Genomic DNA, 15,527 nt, shown 5'->3' with positions numbered 1-15,527 from the left:
ATCTGACGTGCGTCAGTCTTTTTTAACGGTCGGTTTCGGCTTGGGCAGGTCCAGAGCCAGAGAAAGCTCTTTCAGCCGTTCCGGCGGCACGGTAGCCGGAGCGCCCATCATCAGGTCTTCGCCCTGCTGGTTGAGCGGGAACAGGATGACTTCACGAATGTTCGGCTCATCCGCCAGCAGCATGACAATACGGTCCACACCCGGAGCAGACCCACCATGCGGCGGCGCACCGTAACGGAAGGCGTTCAGCATGCCGCCAAACCGGGCTTCCACTTCGCTTTCCGGATAACCGGCAATCTCGAAGGCGCGGATCATCACTTCTGGCAGATGGTTACGGATTGCGCCGGAGGACAGCTCAATGCCGTTACACACAATGTCATACTGGTAAGCGTTGATTTCCAGCGGGTCCTTGGTGTTCAGCGCTTCCAGACCACCCTGCGGCATGGAGAACGGGTTGTGCGAGAAGTCGATGCGTCCCGTTTCCTCGTTCATTTCATACATCGGGAAGTCGGTAATCCAGCAGAAGCGGAAGGCGTTCTTCTCAATCAGGTTCAGCTCTTCCGCAATGCGGGTGCGGACCAGACCAGAGAATTTGGCCACTTCATCACCTTTGCCAGCGGCAAAGAACACGGCATCACCCGCGTTCAGGCCCAGCTTGGTGCGAATGGCTTCAACGCGGTCCGCTTCCAGATTTTTGGCAATCGGGCCTTTGCCGCCTTCTGCCTCAAAAATGATGTAGCCCAGACCACCGGCACCGGACTCGCGGGCCCAGTTATTCAGTTTGTCAAAGAACGCGCGCGGCTTGTCTCCAGCACCGGGGGCCGGAATGGCGCGAATTTCGCCGCCACCTGCCGCAATGCGGGCAAACAGACCAAAGCCGGAGCCAGCGAATTCTTCCGTCACATCAGAAATCAGCAGCGGATTCCGCAGGTCCGGCTTGTCAGAGCCATAAACCTTCATGGCGCGGGCGTAGGGGATCCGTTCAAACGGGGCCTGACTGACGGTGCGGCCATTACCGAACTCGGTAAACAGGCCGGACATCACGTCTTCCAGTGTCGCGAACACTTCATCCTGCGTGGCGAAGGCCATCTCGAAATCGAGCTGGTAGAACTCACCCGGAGAGCGATCCGCGCGGGAGGCTTCATCACGGAAGCAGGGGGCAATCTGGAAGTAGCGGTCAAATCCGGCAACCATGGCCAGCTGTTTGAACTGCTGCGGGGCCTGCGGCAGGGCGTAGAACTTGCCGGGGTGCATGCGGGCCGGAACGAGGAAGTCGCGTGCGCCTTCCGGAGAGGATGCGGTCAGGATGGGGGTCTGAAGCTCAATGAAGTTCAGATCCGTCATCCGTTTGCGCATGCTCTGGATCACGCGGGCGCGCAGCAGCATGTTGTGGTGCACGCTCTCGCGGCGCAGGTCGATGTAGCGATAGCGCAGGCGGAGGTCTTCCGGGTAGTTCTCGTGGCCAGCGACCTGCAGGGGCAGAACAGCGGCGGAAGACTGCACCACAAACTCACGGGCGCGCACTTCAATATCGCCGGTGGCCAGATCCGGGTTGCGGGTGGCTTCCTCACGGCGGACCACCTCACCCGTGACCGTAATCACGCTTTCAACACGGGTGTTTTCAGCCAGCTCCATGGCCGGGTCACCCGCGGGGATCACAATCTGGGTGATGCCGGTTTCGTCGCGCAGATCGATAAACAGCAGGCCGCCGTGGTCCCGTTTGCTGTGGACCCAGCCGGACAGGCGCGCTGTGGTGCCGGCATCCTGTGCGCGAAGAGCCGAACAGCTATGGGTACGGTAAGGGTGCATTCTCTCGTCCTGAAATTGAGGGCCTGTGTTTCTATAACTGCGCGGGAGGAAGCCGGGGAGCCGCGCAGATGTCAAGGGAAAGACGTGGGATGCCGTGTCATGCAGGCGCGGATATCGGCTGCAAGCGCCTCAATGGCGGCACTTTGCGCATCCCATGCAAACAGGAAGCGGGCCGCTGCGCCAAAGAAGGTATGGAATCGCCAGCCTCTGGCACGCAGGCTGTTCATGGCCTGCTCGGGCATGAGCAGAAACACGGCATTGGACTGCGCGGGCCAGGCCAGCTGCACGCCGGGAATAGTCTCTATGGCCTGTGCGAACTGGCGGGCGCTGGCATTGGCATGCTCCGCATTCCGCAGCCACGCACCGCTTTTGATCATGCTCAGCCAGGGAGCTGTGATGAACCGCATCTTGGAGGCCAGTTGCCCGGCCTGCTTGGCGCGTTCGGCAAAGCCGCGGGCCAGAGAGCGGTCAAAAAACACTACGGCATCGCCCACGGCCAGACCGTTCTTGGTGCCACCAAAGCTCAGCGCATCCACGCCTGCTTCCCACGTCATGGCGGCTGGTGTGCAGCCTAGTGCTGCAACAGCGTTGGCGAACCGGGCCCCGTCCATATGCAGTTTTAGCCCACATTCCTTGCAGACTTCGGCCAGCGCACGGATTTCTTCCAGCGTGTAAAGCAGACCGTTTTCCGTCGGCTGCGTGATGCTGACCACAGCAGGTTCCGAGGCATGGGGGCTGCTGGCCTTGCGGCGGCACAGGCGGATGGCGTCTGGCGTCAGCTTGCCATCCGGGCAGGGGGGTGTGAGCAGCTTGCTGCCGCCGGAAAAGAATTCGGCCGCACCGCGTTCCGATGTTTCGATATGGGCAATGTCAGACGCAATCACGCTGCAATACGGCGGGCAGAGCGTGGCCAGCGCCAGCGCATTGGCCGCCGTGCCCGTCAGAACAAAAAAGACCGAGGCCTGCGTGCCGAACAGGGTGCAGATGGCGTCGGCCGCCAGACGGGTCCAGGCATCATCCCCATAGGCGGGGGCGGAGACGGTAGAGGAAGCGCGGGTGATGGCCTCCAGTGCTTCCGGGCAGATGCCCGCATAATTGTCACTGGCAAATTGCTGCGGCGTGTCTGACATCGGCATGGTCCGGGTTGGCGGGCGCGGGGAGGGGCTTCTATACCGCCTCCGGCTCTGTCCGTCATAGCCTTATTGCGGGGTTTTCTGCCGCCCAATGGTCGGAAGCATTGCTTTTCTCACCCCTTTCCGGTATGGCGACCGCACCGTGCAGGCACCCCTGGAGGCCTGCATGTTTTGGTTTTTAGGAGAATTCAACGTGTCCAAGATTACATCTATCGAAGTTTCGGCGCGCGCGAAGGCTGGTAAGGGGGCAGCGCGTGCAACGAGACGTGCTGGTCTGGTACCGGGCGTGATTTATGGCGGTAAAAAAGAACCGACTCTGATCGCTCTTGATCCCCGCATTGTTGTTAAAGGGATTCAGGCTTCCGGCTGGCGCTCACGCGTTTACGAAATCAAGGTTGCCGGTGGTGGCACCGAACGCGCCCTGATTCGTGACATCCAGCTGCACCCGGTGAAAGACTCTCCGGAACATATCGACTTCATGCGTCTGGCAGCTGGTCAGAAAGTGACCGTTGAAGTCTCCGTTCACTTCTCTGGTGAAGAAAAAGCTCCGGGCATCAAGCGCGGCGGCGTTCTGAACATCGTGCGTCACACGGTTGAAGTTGAAGCGGATGCAGAACACATCCCTGAATTCTTCACGGTTGACCTGTCCGAACTGGACATCAACGACAACGTGCGTTGGGAAGACCTGAAGGGCACGGAAAACGTGACCCCGCTGGTGCATATCCCCAACTTCGTGATCGCCACGATCGCCGCACCGAGCGTTGATGCAGCTGACGAAGCTGAAGAAGGCGAAGCAGCAGAAGCTCCTTCTGCCTGAACGCCAGACTGACGTTCTGAAAATTAGAGGATGGGGGCATGTGCACAGCACGTGCCCCCAACTCACCAAGATGCAGGACCAGTGATGTTGCTCTGGGCCGGACTCGGTAATCCCGAGTCTTCGATGAGCCGACACAGGCACAATGTCGGTTTCATGGCAGTGGAAGCCATTGCCAGCCGCTACGGATTTTCTCCATGGCGGACCCGTTTTAAGGGACTCGTTTCGGAAGGCCGGATTGGCACGCATCGCGTGCTGCTGCTGCGCCCCATGACGTACATGAATCTTTCCGGAACAAGTGTGCAGGAAGCCGCGGCGTTTTATAAGATTACGCCCGACCATATTACCGCTTTTCATGACGAGCTGGATCTTGCGCCGGGTAAGGTGCGGGTCAAGCGCGGTGGCGGGGCTGCAGGGCATAACGGCCTGCGTTCCATGGACAAGATGCTTGGCACTCCGGACTACTGGCGTGTGCGGATTGGTATCGGACACCCCGGTGCCAGGGAGCGCGTGCATGGCTGGGTGCTTGGAAATTTTACAGACACGGACCGACAGACCTGGCTGGAGCCTCTGCTGGATAAAATGGCAGATGCAGCGCCTCTGCTGGCTGAAGGCCGGTCGGATCAATTCATGACGCAGGTTGCGTTGCCAGATGGGAGTAAAGGCTGATGGGGTTTAATTGCGGTATTGTCGGTCTTCCCAATGTGGGCAAGTCCACCCTGTTCAATGCGCTGACAGCAACAGCCACAGCGCAGGCGGCTAACTATCCGTTCTGCACCATTGAGCCCAACGTGGGCCGCGTAGCCGTGCCGGACCCCCGGCTGGAAAAGCTGGCAACGGTTGGTAAATCCCAGAAAGAAGTGCCCACCAGTCTGGAATTCGTGGATATTGCCGGCCTCGTGCGGGGCGCGTCCCGCGGGGAAGGGCTGGGCAACCAGTTTCTGGCTAATATCCGTGAAGTGGACGCCATTATCCACGTGCTGCGTTGCTTTGAAGATGATGACATTACGCATGTTGAAGGGGGCGTGGACCCCGTGCGTGATGCGGAAATCATCGAAACGGAACTGATGCTGGCGGATCTGGATTCGCTGGAAAAGCGTCTGCCTGCCCTGCAAAAACGCGCCAAGAACCGTGATGCCGAAGCCATGGCGCAGGTTGACGTGGTGGAACCGCTGATCGAAGCGCTCAAGGAAGGCCGTCCGGCCCGCACCGCCATTCCGGCCGGGGCGGAAGAGGCTGTGCGTCGCTTGCAGCTGATGACCACCAAGCCGGTTCTGTATGTGTGCAATGTGGATGAAGACTCCGCAGCCACCGGGAATGATTTCTCCAAAAAAGTGCAGGCCAAGGCGGCAGAAGAAGGCGCTGCCGTGGTGATTGTTTCCGCCGCGATTGAAGCCGAAGTCAGCCAGCTGGCGGATGAAGAACGCCGCGAGTTTCTGGAAGGTCTGGGCCTGAGCGATAGCGGTCTGGATCGTGTGATTGCAGCAGGTTACGGCCTGCTGGGCCTGCGCACCTACTTTACGGTGGGGCCGAAGGAAACCCGTGCCTGGACCATTACTGAAGGCACCAAGGCACCGCAGGCCGCTGCCGTAATTCACAATGATTTTGAACGTGGCTTCATTGCATGTGAAACAGTAGCCTATGATGATTACATTCAGTTCGGGGGTGAGGCCGGTGCGAAAGAAGCCGGTCGCCTACGGATTGAAGGGCGGGATTACGTGGTGAAGGACGGGGACGTCCTACTGTTCCGCTTTAACGTCTGAGCGAGACCGCACAGAGCGTTTGGACAACAGAGAAACGGGGATGAAGGACGCCATCATGAAGGCGCAGGAAGACGGGCAACAGGGTGTGGCACAGCAGACGGTTTCCGGGGCTGTGCCAGGCCCAATGGTAGCCCTGGCGCGTCGGGCCAGACTGGCGTCCCGCACTCTGGCACAAACTCCGTCCTCCGCGCGGGACCGGGCCTTGTGGGCTGCTGCTGCTGCTATTCGTGAGGCCAGTCCGGCTATTCTGGACGCCAACGCGAAGGATCTGGAAGCCTCTACGGCGCGCGATGCGTTCCGTGACCGCCTGACCCTTACCCCCGAGCGGGTGGAAGCTATGGCGGTTGGGCTTGAGGAAATGGCGGACTTGCCGGACCCTGTTGGCCGAATTCTGGAAGAATGGACGCGCCCCAACGGCCTGCGCTTCCGCCGTGTGGCAACACCCGTTGGCGTGATTGGCGTTATTTATGAAAGCCGGCCCAATGTGGGTGCGGACGCCGCGGGTCTGTGCATCAAGTCCGGCAACGCCGTGCTGCTGCGCGGTGGGTCGGAAAGCCTGCACAGTGCGCGGGCGATTCATGCTGCGATTCAGGCTGGCCTGCGCGCGGCTGATCTGCCGGAAGACGCCGTGCTGATTGCCCCGGACGCAGACCGTATCCATGTGGCGGATATGCTGGGGGCTGCTGGTCTGGTGGATCTGCTCATTCCCCGTGGTGGCCGTTCTCTGGTGGAACGTGTGCAGCGGGAAGCGCGTGTACCGGTTCTGGCTCATGCGGATGGCCTCTGCCACACCTATGTGCATTCTGCTGCGGACCCGAGCATGGCCCGCCGTATTGTGCTGAATGCCAAAATGCGGCGTGTGGGCATTTGTGGCGCGACTGAAACGCTGCTGATTGATGCTGCGATTGCGCCCTCTCTGCTGCCCCTGATTGTAAGTGATCTGGCGGAGTTCGGCTGCACCTTCCATGCAGATGCAGAAGCCCGGGCGATTATGCCGGATCTGCCTGCCGCGACAGAGCAGGATTTTTCCACGGAATGGCTGGATGCCGTGCTGAACATCGCCGTGGTGGATGGTGTGGATGAAGCACTGGACCATATCCAGAAATACGGTTCCTCCCATACAGAAGCCATCGTCACGTCTGATGAAGCCGTCGCAACCCGTTTTCTGAACGGGACGGATAGTGCGGTGGTGATGTGGAATGCTTCCACCCAGTTCTGTGATGGTGGCGAGTTCGGCTTTGGTGCGGAAATCGGCATTGCGACGGGCCGCTTCCATGCCCGGGGGCCAGTGGGCGTGGAGCAACTGACAACCTTCCGTTACGAGGTGATCGGCACAGGGCAGGTGCGGACCTGAAACCCGGCATGGTCTGCCGGGATACGATTCCCACCTGGGGAGACCGTCGCTGTGCGCGGATTGGTCTGCTGGGTGGGTCTTTCAATCCCGCGCATCTGGGGCATCAGACCATTGCGCGCCGTGCGTTGGGGGCGCTGGGGCTGGATCAGGTCTGGCTCATGGTCTCACCGGGTAATCCGCTCAAGCCGGCGGCGGGGATGGCACCTTTTGGCAGACGTCTGGCCTCGGCGGCGACTCTGGCCGATGGACGCAGGCTGATTGCCACGGATATCGAAGCCCGACTCGGCACGCGCTACACGTTTGATACGCTGGGTAAGCTGCAAATGCGCTTCCCAAATGTGCATTTTGTCTGGCTGACCGGGGCGGATGGCTTTGTCACCCTGCCAAAATGGAAAGGCTGGAAGCGTCTGCTGCATCGTGTGCCAGTGGCCGTCATGCCGCGCCCGGGGCAGAATATGCAGGCTTTACGGGGGGCTGCGGCGCATTATCTGGCGCATTATCGCCTGCCCTCGCGGCAGGCACGTCTGCTGCCCGATCTTTCACCCCCAGTATGGACTTTTCTTCCGGGGCGACAAAACGGTATATCTGCAACATCAATTCGTCAGCGGGGCGGCTTTGGGGATGGTGCGGGCCATGCCACCGTGCCCAATACGTTAAATTCAGGAGAATGATCATAACCAGCAAGCCACCCGCCGAAGCATCTGCGCGCAGCAGGTCCTCCACGGCCGCCACCAAAAAGACAGCATCCCCCAAACCGGCTCTGGCCGGGGCCGCCAAGGTCACGGGGTCTGTCCGTAAAAAAGCCGCCGCAGCCGGGCCGAAGGGCAAGGTCAAGCGTGAGGCCGCCTCTCCGGATATCATCGCACAGTCGCTCGACATCATCGTCAGCAGCCTGGAAGATGATAAGGGCGAGAACATCGTTGTTATCGACCTGACAGGCCGTGCCTCCTTTGCGGACCGCATGGTGATTGCCACCGGTGTGGCGGACCGTCAGATTTCCGCCATGGCCCAGCATATTGAGCGCAAGCTGAAAGATATCGGCATCAAGCGCGTTCTGGTTGAAGGCGCAAACGGGTCCGACTGGGTGCTGCTGGATACGGGCGATATCGTGGTCCACATTTTCAAGCCGGAAGCGCGCGAGCTCTACGGTCTGGAAAAAATGTGGGGCGCTGAGCTTGATGACGGGAACGAAGAGGCTGTGACGCCTGTCTGATCCCGTATCAGGTTTAAGATTTGCGCTTATGCAATGGGGAAGCAGCTTTGCTTCCCCAATTTTTTTACATCAGGGGAAAGTGCGGGATGAAGCTGATTGCTGTCGGGCGCATGAAGGACAAATCCGAACAGGCGCTTGTTGCACGCTATCTCAAACGCCTGCGCCCAAAGCTCGATATTGTAGAGCTGGCGGATGGTCGCGGCAGCCCGGATGAAATCAAGCGGCGGGAAGCTCAGGCCATTCTGGCCGCCTGTCCGGATCAGGCTTTTCTGGTGGCACTTGATGAAGCCGGACGCGCCTTTGACAGTCTGGCGTTTTCCGCAGCCATTGCGGACTGGTCCGCTCTTGGACGCCCGCTCTGCTTTGTAATTGGGGGCGCGGAGGGGCTGGATGCATCTGTCATTCAGCGGGCCGACGCCAAACTCACTTTTGGCACGCTTACATGGCCGCATATGCTCGTGCGGATCATGCTGGTTGAGCAGATTTACCGCGCACAGGCGATTGCCGCAGGCCACCCGTACCATCGGGCCGGGCGACCTTAAAAAGCGGCTAGTCCAAAGCGTCGTTTAGCGGTTTTTCAGCACAGTCCGCAGATTGCCTGCGTGTTGTTTTAAAAGAGCACGACCTTCGTCCGGGGCAAAACCAAAACAGACCAGAACGGCAAGCTTGATGCTGCCTTCGGCTTTTTCCAGAGCATCTTTTGCTTCGGCTTCCGTGCAGTCCGTCAACTGCTGCACCATGCGGTGGGCGCGGCGCACGAGCTTGGCGTTGACGATCTTCATATCAACCATCTGCCCGCGCCATGTATGGCCAAGCCGGATCATCAGCGCTGTGGAGAGCATGTTGAGCGCCACTTTCTGCGCGGTGCCAGCCTTCATGCGGGTGGAACCGGCGACCACTTCCGGCCCGGTTTCAATCAGCAGGCCGAGTTCCGCATCACGCAGGAGGCGGGTGTTCGGACTGCATGACAGACCAATAGTCAGGCTGCCTGCAGCACGCGCACAGGTCAGGGCCGCGCAGGTGTAAGGTGTGCCACCACTGGCGGCGACGCCAATGACCACGTCATTCGGGCCAGCCTTATGCGTTGTGATGGCGGTGCGGGCGGCCTCTTCATCATCCTCAGCCCCTTCTACCGGCTGGAACAGGGCCGCATCGCCACCTGCCAGTAGCAGAACCAGACGGTCTTCCGGCCAGCCATAGGTCGGGATGAGTTCTACGCCGTCCTGCAAGCCAATGCGGCCAGACGTGCCGGCACCCACGTAAAACAACCGTCCGCCACGCTGCAGGCGGGGCAGGGCCGCCGTAATGGCCTCTTCCATACCGGGAAGTGCGGCTTTGACGGAGGCCACGGCCCCAAGCTGGCTTTCCAGCAGGGCGTCCAGCAGCGTGCCGGTCGGCCAGAGGTCCAGCGCTTCATACCGGGAATCATATGTTTCGGTTTTGGCCGGAACACCGGCGGAAGATGGAACCTGCTGAGTCATGCAACAAAAATCCTGTGATTAATACAAAAGGAATGTCTGGCGCAGGGCGCGGAAAGATGCGAGGTCTTTCTCCCACAGTGCTGCCAGAGCAGGAGCCTCAGCCCCCTTATCCAGCAGGGTGCGGATTTGCGTATTCCCGCTGAGCTGGTCAAAGGTTTTTCCAGTGCCTCGCCAGAAGGAGGAGCCGGCCAGATGACGCCCCGTGCTGAGCAGCGTCATGCCGGTGGCAATCGGGTCAAAGCTGGCACGGTCCGTCACTGCGCAGTGCAGCCCGTGGAGCAGCGTGTTTTTAAACGGATCAACAAGGGAGGTGAACCACACATCCCGAAAGGCCGTGCCTGCGCATCCGGCTTTTGTAGCAGCCTCTGCCCAGGTTCGACCATCCACGGCGGCACTCCCCAGATAGAGAAAAGGCATGGTGGTACCTCGTCCTACCGAAAAACTGGTGCCTTCAAACAGGCAGGTTCCCGGATAGACCAATGCCGTTAAAGGGGTGGGCATGTTGGGGCTGGGCGGGCACCATGTCAGGCCGGTGTCCTCAAAAAACATGTCCCGCTGCCAGCCGTCCATCGGGATGATGTCGAGAGCGGCTGTTCGGCCGGTCTGCTTCTTCACAAACGCAGCGTTGAACAGACGCGCGAGTTCCGCCACCGTCATGCCGTGGCGCAGGGCAATAGGTGCGCGGCCCACAAAAGACGCCAGCCGAGGGTCCAGAACCGGGCCGGATGCGTCCAGGCCGGAAATGGGATTGGGGCGGTCCAGCACCAGCAGGGGTAGTCCAAGCTCTGCGCAGGCCATCATGCAATCAAACAGGGTCCAGATATAGGTGTAGAAGCGGGACCCGGTATCCTGAATATCAAAAACGATCAGGGTTATGCCTGATTTTTTCAGAATATTTTTCAGAGCGTCGCCGGTTTTTGTGTAAATATCATACACCGTGCAGCCTGTATCCGGGTCCTGCGTTTCCGGTTCTGAAAAGCCTTCCCGCATGGAACCCCGAAACCCATGCTCCGGCCCAAAAATGGCCTGTAACTGCACGGAAGGAGCCTGATGCAGACAATCCACAATGGATGTCAGGCTGTTATCCACGCTGGCCACATTGGCAATCACACCCACCTTGTGGCCCAGAAGCGGCGCGTAGCCTCCGTCTCGCAGTTTCTCAAATCCAATTTTAACACGGCCTGCTGGCGGCTTCTGGCATGGCGTGACTGTCTGCGGAGTGGCTGCCTGTGCCGGAATGCGGGTGGCAAGCAGGGCACCACCAAGCCCAAGCAGGGCCTTGCCGCTGTGGCGAGCCAGAGTGCGACGGGGCAGTTGGGTCATGCGTCAGGTTTCCGTGCAAAACGGGGCAGGAGACTGCGTGCCAGACGCAGGCTGGCCGCAAAGAAAAACAGCAGACAAATGCCTGTCAGAATCAGCCAGGGAAAGGCCAGAGGGTGGCCACCCGGATGCAGGCTGACCATGGCCAGCAGCACGAGCGGCACGGTCAGGCAGAAGGCCGGGATCAGTTCCGTCGCACGGGCAGACGGGATCGCCATGCCAGCCAGAAACGTGCCCAGCATCGGGCCGTAGCCGCAAGCTGCGATGGAGAATCCCAGCAGCACAGCAGACTGGCTCCCCTGCGCAAACAGCAAGGAGCAGCCAACAAGAATGACGCTCCAGAATACCGTAAAGGCACGTGCCAACCCCAGTTGGCTCAGGGAAAGTTTGCGGCCCAGCCACGCACAGAGAGAAGAGAAATCTCCAACAGTGGCGGCGGTCATGGCGGACAGGGTTGAGGAAAGGGACCCCATGGTAGCCGCCAGAATGGCCGCAACCATCAGGCCGCGCAGGCCAGCAGGCAATCCGTGCACAATGTAGTCAGGAAAAATGGCGTCGAGGGAAGACAGCCCTGTTGCCTGTAACGGCACCTGACCATGATATAGCCACAGCAAAATACCAACCCCAGACAGCAAAAAGAACAGAGCCGTGACCCCAGCAGCACTGCCCATCAGAGCCATGCGGGCTTCTTTCAAACTGCGGGCTGCCAGCACACGTTGCACCATCAACTGGTCTGTGCCGTGGGAAGCCAGAGTCATCAGCGTCCCGCCCCCAATGGCGGCAATAGGGGTAAAGGCGCTGCTGAAAGGGGAACTGGCGTGGGCAAACAGGGCGAATTTTCCGGCATGCTGCAAGGCGCTGAAGCTGCCTGCTGGCAGGCCGTGCATCAGCAGGGCCGCACAAATAGCCGAGCCCCCCAGATACAGGCAGAACTGAATGGCGTCTGACCAAACCACAGCGCGCAGGCCGCCGCATAAAGTATAAAATAGCGTGATGCCAACAACACCTGTCAGAAGTACCAGATGCGGCACTGCCATATGCGTGGCAGCAAGCATGGCCGTCAGAGGTAGCATGCCAGCAAACAACCGGACGGCTTCCGCCAGAACGCGTGTGCCCAGAAAGGTGGCGGAGGCCACACGCTGCATGCGGGAACCAAAGCGCTGGCCCAGATAATCATAAGCGCTCAGCATGCGCCCCGAGCAGTAAAGTGGGAGAAATTTCCACGCCACAATCGCCCGGCCCAACAGATAGCCCAGCGCCAGCCCGACAAACACCATCCCATTGCCAAACGCGACGCCGGGCACGCTGATAACCGTCAGGGTTGAGGTTTCTGTTGCCACCATGGACAGGCAGAGCGCCCACCATGGCAGATCATGCCCACCTTCCAGATAAGCGGTGGTGGAGGATTGCCGACCGGACAGCATGACGGCCAGCAGAGGCATCCCTGCCAGATAGGCCAGCATGACAGTCAGGTCGAGCAAGTTCATACGGGGCGGCTCCGTTCAGTCTGCCGTGTTGCGGCAATCAGGGCGCGAATGGCGTCCGGGTCCGTTACAACTGGTTGCGAGCCAAAACCAAAGGCCGCATCCTCTGCGATGGGAACAGCAGGTTTTCGGCACGAAGCATGCACTTCCGTAACACCCGTCTGGCTTATCAGGGGGGCGACATTGTCCGCCTTCACGCCGCTTCCTGCCAGAATGATAATCCGGCCCCGCGCCTGCTGCTGCAAACGGGCGAGACAGTCGGCACCTTCCGGTGCTGAGGGCTTCTGGCCGGATGTCAGAATACGTGTAAAGCCTGCGGAAATTGCAAATTCCAGCTCAGCAAAAGGATCTTGCGTCAGATCAAACGCCCGGTGCAGCGTGCGCTCCATGTCTCCACATGCCTCGGAAAGGCGTAGAAGCAGTTCATGATCCAGATGCCGGTCTGGCCGGAGTGCACCCAGAACAACGCCCGCCAGACCGGCCTGGCGTGCCGCACGGATATCATCCCGCATGACGACGGCTTCATCTGCGTCAAAAATGAAGCTCCCCGCCCGTGGGCGGATCATGGCGAGGGCAGGCAGAGGGCGCTGGGCGGCATACTGCATCAGGCCCATGCTGGGGGTCAGGCCGCCAACATCCAGAGAGGCGCAGAGTTCCAGTCTGTCCGCTCCGGCGGAATGGGCGGCTTCAATGCCTTGCGGTGTTTCTATGCAGATTTCAACACGGATCATAACAAAGCTCCGGCCCAAGGCAGGCGGCACCAAGAATTCCGGCATCTTTTCCAAGAATGGCGCGCCGGAGGAGGGGCTGAGTGGTAGGAGAGAGGATACGGTCCCGCACTGCGCGGTCCAGCGTCTGAACAAGCAAAGTGGAGTTACTCAGCCCACCCGCAACAGGGACAACTGTGCTGCCAATCACGTTAAGGATATGGGCCAGTGCCGCACTGGTATAGGTCATCCAGACGGACATGGTTTTTGTGGCCTGCACATCACCCATTTCCCAAAGTTTGAGAATGGTATGGCTTGTTTCAGCCTGCCCGCCAGCCCAGAGATGCAGGCGTTCAAGAGAGCGGGCCCCGGCAATGGTATCCAGGCAGCCTGACTGGCCACATCCACAGGGGAACAGTGGCACGGTTGCGCGGATCTCATCCGGGTCTTTCAGGAGCGGCGGCGCAATAACAACTGGCGCATGGCCAAGCTCTCCGGTTATGCCGCCCAGCCCTGGCACAATCTGCCCGTCAAGCACAAACCCGCCCCCAATGCCGGTGCCCAGAATAAGGCCGAATACATTACGGTGTCCTTTGGCTGCGCCAAAGCGTGCTTCGGCCAAAGCGAAACAGTCCGCATCATTCCCGATCCGAACGGGGCGATGTGTGTGCAGGCTGAGTTGCTCTCTGAGCGGTATGGTGCAAATGCCGGGAATATTGGCGGCGTGCACATGGCCAGTTTGTGGGTTTTCCACGCCGGCAATGGCGATATGCAGCGGCACGCCCGAATAAGGTGCGCAGAGTGTTTGCAGAGCGGTGATGAAGGTCTTGGCATCGTCAGTCGGCGTTGGCACGGCGTGGCGCTGTTCCACTCTGCCATCAGGATGGACGAGAGCAAAATCGATAAACGATCCGCCGATGTCTGCACAAAGAAGCATAAGGACATCCGTGATTGTAACGCGCTGGAGAACACGATGCGCAAAAAGAGCGCCCCGTTAAGCCTATAGTCTTCCGGGTTAATGTTTCAAAAGGAGTTTGTAAATAACATTCCACCTGTTTGCGGGACTTGTTTCATGTCATAAATTATCTTTCCGCTCGTTTTTGCAGGTAAAGGGCAGACCATGCTGTCTTCAGGCCATTATCAGATTCTCAGCGTTCTCAGCCGTAGCGGGGCAAAAAGCCGAACCGAACTTGCAGCAGAACTCGGGCTGAGTAAGGCGGCCATTTCGGCACTGGTTCGTGACTTGCTGGATCAGGAGATCCTGAGTGAAGAGGACCCTGTTTATGGAGCGGGTCGCCCTTCTGTACCGCTGGTTGTGCGGGCCAATGCGGCATCGTTCATAGGAATTTCCCTGCAGGATGACCCGGCTGTTGTTGTGCTGACGGACCTGCATGGAACAACGCTGAATAGGATTGAAGTGCCGCGCCTTGCAGACCCGGAGGCCTGCGTGGCCCTTCTGGTCAAAACGATCAAAACTTTACGGGCGTCTCTGGGGAAAGAGCGCGGGACACTGTCTGGCATTGGTCTCGCTCTTCCCGGCTTTGTCGCCAGAGACCGGCAGACCTGTCTGGCCTGTACGGCGTTGGGGTGGCGGAATATCAAGATAGGGGCAATGCTGGCGGAGCGCGCGGGCCTGCCTGTCTGGGTGGAAAATGATGCCAAGGCGCTGATTCTTGGGGAGCAGCTTTTTGGCCCCCTTAAAGGTAGCCCGGATTTCAGCATGATTTTTGTCAGTCATGGCATTGGGTGCGCCCATATTGTGAATGGTCGCCTGTTATGGGGAAATGCGGGTGGTGCTGGTGAAATTTCTCATGCGCCTATCGCAGTAGATGCTCAGAAAGCCTTGCCGTGCCGCTGTGGGAATCGCGGGTGTCTGGAAACTGTGGCGTCGCTTCTCGCGATTGGGAATGCAGCGAGGCAGGCGGGTTTGCCCACCAATACGATGGATCTGACGCGTCTGGCGGCGGAGGGGCACTCAGATGCCCTGAGTATTCTGCACAGGGCGGGGTCTGCCATGGGGATAGCAACAGCCCAGCTGATTCAGATGCTCGATCCCAGCCATGTGGTTGTGATGCTTGACCCGGCTTTGAAAGACGGCGTGTACGGGAATGCCCTGCAATATGAGGCCGAATCTCACATCCTGCATTGGACAAATGCCCATACCATGATCAATTTTCGCGATTTTGAGCCAGATAGTTTTGCGCGGGGGGCGGCAAGCCTTGCCGCCCGTTACTTTATATTTGGGCATGGTGGCGTTTGAAATCGAGTCAGACCGCCTTCGGAATGTGTCATTTATGCAACGAAAAACGAGAACATGCTGTAAAAGCTTTGTTTTCAATATGAATTAAATCGTTCTCCTTGAACCCCCATTGCATACTAACAACGGAGTTTGCAGGATTATGTTTCTGTTTGGGAATGAAGTGAGCATTCCCAGGATCCGGGGAGGGGA

General features: G+C 59.3%; 15 protein-coding genes. 8 read left to right on the top strand and 7 right to left on the bottom strand.

Annotated features, from left to right (window positions below; all coding sequences use genetic code 11):
* Window positions 1–12: 12 nt before the first annotated feature.
* Both aspS and ACHQGU_RS12905 read right to left on the bottom strand, forming a co-directional pair.
* A complete protein-coding gene (gene aspS / locus ACHQGU_RS12910) occupies window positions 13–1,809 on the bottom strand; it encodes an aspartate--tRNA ligase (protein WP_395495288.1) in 1,797 nt (598 codons plus the stop codon).
* 71 nt (window positions 1,810–1,880) lie between these two features.
* Complete coding sequence (locus ACHQGU_RS12905) at window positions 1,881–2,939, bottom strand: threonine aldolase family protein (RefSeq protein WP_395495287.1); 1,059 nt, start codon at window positions 2,937–2,939, stop codon at window positions 1,881–1,883.
* 169 nt (window positions 2,940–3,108) lie between these two features.
* Between ACHQGU_RS12905 and ACHQGU_RS12900 the strand changes: the two genes are divergently transcribed.
* From ACHQGU_RS12900 to ACHQGU_RS12870, 7 genes are all read left to right on the top strand, one after another.
* The gene (locus tag ACHQGU_RS12900; protein WP_252353949.1) at window positions 3,109–3,759 is read left to right on the top strand and encodes a 50S ribosomal protein L25/general stress protein Ctc; all 651 of its coding nucleotides are present in this window, start codon (window positions 3,109–3,111) and stop codon (window positions 3,757–3,759) included.
* 84 nt (window positions 3,760–3,843) lie between these two features.
* Window positions 3,844–4,425: an aminoacyl-tRNA hydrolase gene (gene pth / locus ACHQGU_RS12895; RefSeq protein WP_395495286.1), complete on the top strand. Its 582-nt coding sequence runs from the start codon at window positions 3,844–3,846 to the stop codon at window positions 4,423–4,425.
* Window positions 4,425–5,519: a redox-regulated ATPase YchF gene (ychF, locus tag ACHQGU_RS12890; protein WP_395495285.1), complete on the top strand. Its 1,095-nt coding sequence runs from the start codon at window positions 4,425–4,427 to the stop codon at window positions 5,517–5,519. The genes pth and ychF overlap by 1 nt, the downstream gene beginning before the upstream one ends.
* 124 nt (window positions 5,520–5,643) lie before the next feature.
* Window positions 5,644–6,873 (top strand): glutamate-5-semialdehyde dehydrogenase, encoded by a 1,230-nt coding sequence (locus ACHQGU_RS12885; protein ID WP_395496440.1) that lies wholly within the window; start codon window positions 5,644–5,646, stop codon window positions 6,871–6,873.
* A gap of 8 nt (window positions 6,874–6,881) precedes the next feature.
* Window positions 6,882–7,544, top strand: a complete 663-nt coding sequence (locus ACHQGU_RS12880) for a nicotinate-nucleotide adenylyltransferase (protein ID WP_395495284.1) — start codon at window positions 6,882–6,884, stop codon at window positions 7,542–7,544.
* A gap of 89 nt (window positions 7,545–7,633) precedes the next feature.
* Window positions 7,634–8,086: a ribosome silencing factor gene (gene rsfS / locus ACHQGU_RS12875; protein ID WP_043550215.1), complete on the top strand. Its 453-nt coding sequence runs from the start codon at window positions 7,634–7,636 to the stop codon at window positions 8,084–8,086.
* 86 nt (window positions 8,087–8,172) lie between these two features.
* Window positions 8,173–8,628, top strand: coding sequence for a 23S rRNA (pseudouridine(1915)-N(3))-methyltransferase RlmH (locus ACHQGU_RS12870; RefSeq protein ID WP_061491445.1), 456 nt, complete (start codon window positions 8,173–8,175; stop codon window positions 8,626–8,628).
* A 24-nt stretch (window positions 8,629–8,652) separates the two neighbouring features.
* Here the strand turns inward: ACHQGU_RS12870 and ACHQGU_RS12865 are convergent, their stop codons facing one another.
* From ACHQGU_RS12865 to ACHQGU_RS12845, 5 genes are read right to left on the bottom strand one after another with little or no spacing between them, the layout of a single operon-like run.
* Window positions 8,653–9,567, bottom strand: coding sequence for an N-acetylmuramic acid 6-phosphate etherase (locus ACHQGU_RS12865; RefSeq protein ID WP_395495283.1), 915 nt, complete (start codon window positions 9,565–9,567; stop codon window positions 8,653–8,655).
* An 18-nt stretch (window positions 9,568–9,585) separates the two neighbouring features.
* Window positions 9,586–10,890 carry an exo-beta-N-acetylmuramidase NamZ domain-containing protein gene (locus tag ACHQGU_RS12860; protein ID WP_395495282.1) on the bottom strand — a complete coding sequence of 435 codons (1,305 nt, stop codon included), beginning with the start codon at window positions 10,888–10,890 and terminating at the stop codon, window positions 9,586–9,588.
* Complete coding sequence (locus ACHQGU_RS12855) at window positions 10,887–12,374, bottom strand: sodium:solute symporter (RefSeq protein WP_395495281.1); 1,488 nt, start codon at window positions 12,372–12,374, stop codon at window positions 10,887–10,889. Before ACHQGU_RS12855 ends, ACHQGU_RS12860 begins: the two co-directional genes overlap by 4 nt.
* Window positions 12,371–13,102 carry a copper homeostasis protein CutC gene (locus tag ACHQGU_RS12850; RefSeq protein WP_395495280.1) on the bottom strand — a complete coding sequence of 244 codons (732 nt, stop codon included), beginning with the start codon at window positions 13,100–13,102 and terminating at the stop codon, window positions 12,371–12,373. The genes ACHQGU_RS12855 and ACHQGU_RS12850 overlap by 4 nt, the downstream gene beginning before the upstream one ends.
* Entirely contained in the window at window positions 13,089–14,015 is a 927-nt protein-coding gene (locus tag ACHQGU_RS12845) for an ROK family protein (protein ID WP_395495279.1), read from the bottom strand. The genes ACHQGU_RS12850 and ACHQGU_RS12845 overlap by 14 nt, the downstream gene beginning before the upstream one ends.
* 183 nt (window positions 14,016–14,198) lie before the next feature.
* Here ACHQGU_RS12845 and ACHQGU_RS12840 point away from each other — a divergent pair, with 183 nt between their 5' ends.
* Entirely contained in the window at window positions 14,199–15,338 is a 1,140-nt protein-coding gene (locus ACHQGU_RS12840; RefSeq protein ID WP_395495278.1) for an ROK family protein, read from the top strand.
* Window positions 15,339–15,527 lie beyond the last annotated feature (189 nt).

Origin of the sequence: Acetobacter sp. KSO5 (genome assembly GCF_044094635.1) — a bacterium.
Taxonomy (GTDB): domain Bacteria; phylum Pseudomonadota; class Alphaproteobacteria; order Acetobacterales; family Acetobacteraceae; genus Acetobacter; species Acetobacter cerevisiae.
Note: the sequence above shows the minus strand (reverse complement) of the source record. Positions and strands in the feature narration are given on the sequence as shown.

Bases quoted from the DNA above. Each gene is read 5' to 3' on its own strand.
- aspS (WP_395495288.1), bottom strand. From the start codon at position 1,809: ATGCACCCTTACCGTACCCATAGCTGTTCGGCTCTTCGCGCACAGGAT.
- ACHQGU_RS12905 (WP_395495287.1), bottom strand. From the start codon at position 2,939: ATGTCAGACACGCCGCAGCAATTTGCCAGTGACAATTATGCGGGCATC.
- ACHQGU_RS12900 (WP_252353949.1), top strand. From the start codon at position 3,109: ATGTTTTGGTTTTTAGGAGAATTCAACGTGTCCAAGATTACATCTATC.
- pth (WP_395495286.1), top strand. From the start codon at position 3,844: ATGTTGCTCTGGGCCGGACTCGGTAATCCCGAGTCTTCGATGAGCCGA.
- ychF (WP_395495285.1), top strand. From the start codon at position 4,425: ATGGGGTTTAATTGCGGTATTGTCGGTCTTCCCAATGTGGGCAAGTCC.
- ACHQGU_RS12885 (WP_395496440.1), top strand. From the start codon at position 5,644: ATGGTAGCCCTGGCGCGTCGGGCCAGACTGGCGTCCCGCACTCTGGCA.
- ACHQGU_RS12880 (WP_395495284.1), top strand. From the start codon at position 6,882: ATGGTCTGCCGGGATACGATTCCCACCTGGGGAGACCGTCGCTGTGCG.
- ACHQGU_RS12870 (WP_061491445.1), top strand. From the start codon at position 8,173: ATGAAGCTGATTGCTGTCGGGCGCATGAAGGACAAATCCGAACAGGCG.
- ACHQGU_RS12865 (WP_395495283.1), bottom strand. From the start codon at position 9,567: ATGACTCAGCAGGTTCCATCTTCCGCCGGTGTTCCGGCCAAAACCGAA.
- ACHQGU_RS12860 (WP_395495282.1), bottom strand. From the start codon at position 10,890: ATGACCCAACTGCCCCGTCGCACTCTGGCTCGCCACAGCGGCAAGGCC.
- ACHQGU_RS12855 (WP_395495281.1), bottom strand. From the start codon at position 12,374: ATGAACTTGCTCGACCTGACTGTCATGCTGGCCTATCTGGCAGGGATG.
- ACHQGU_RS12850 (WP_395495280.1), bottom strand. From the start codon at position 13,102: ATGATCCGTGTTGAAATCTGCATAGAAACACCGCAAGGCATTGAAGCC.
- ACHQGU_RS12845 (WP_395495279.1), bottom strand. From the start codon at position 14,015: ATGCTTCTTTGTGCAGACATCGGCGGATCGTTTATCGATTTTGCTCTC.
- ACHQGU_RS12840 (WP_395495278.1), top strand. From the start codon at position 14,199: ATGCTGTCTTCAGGCCATTATCAGATTCTCAGCGTTCTCAGCCGTAGC.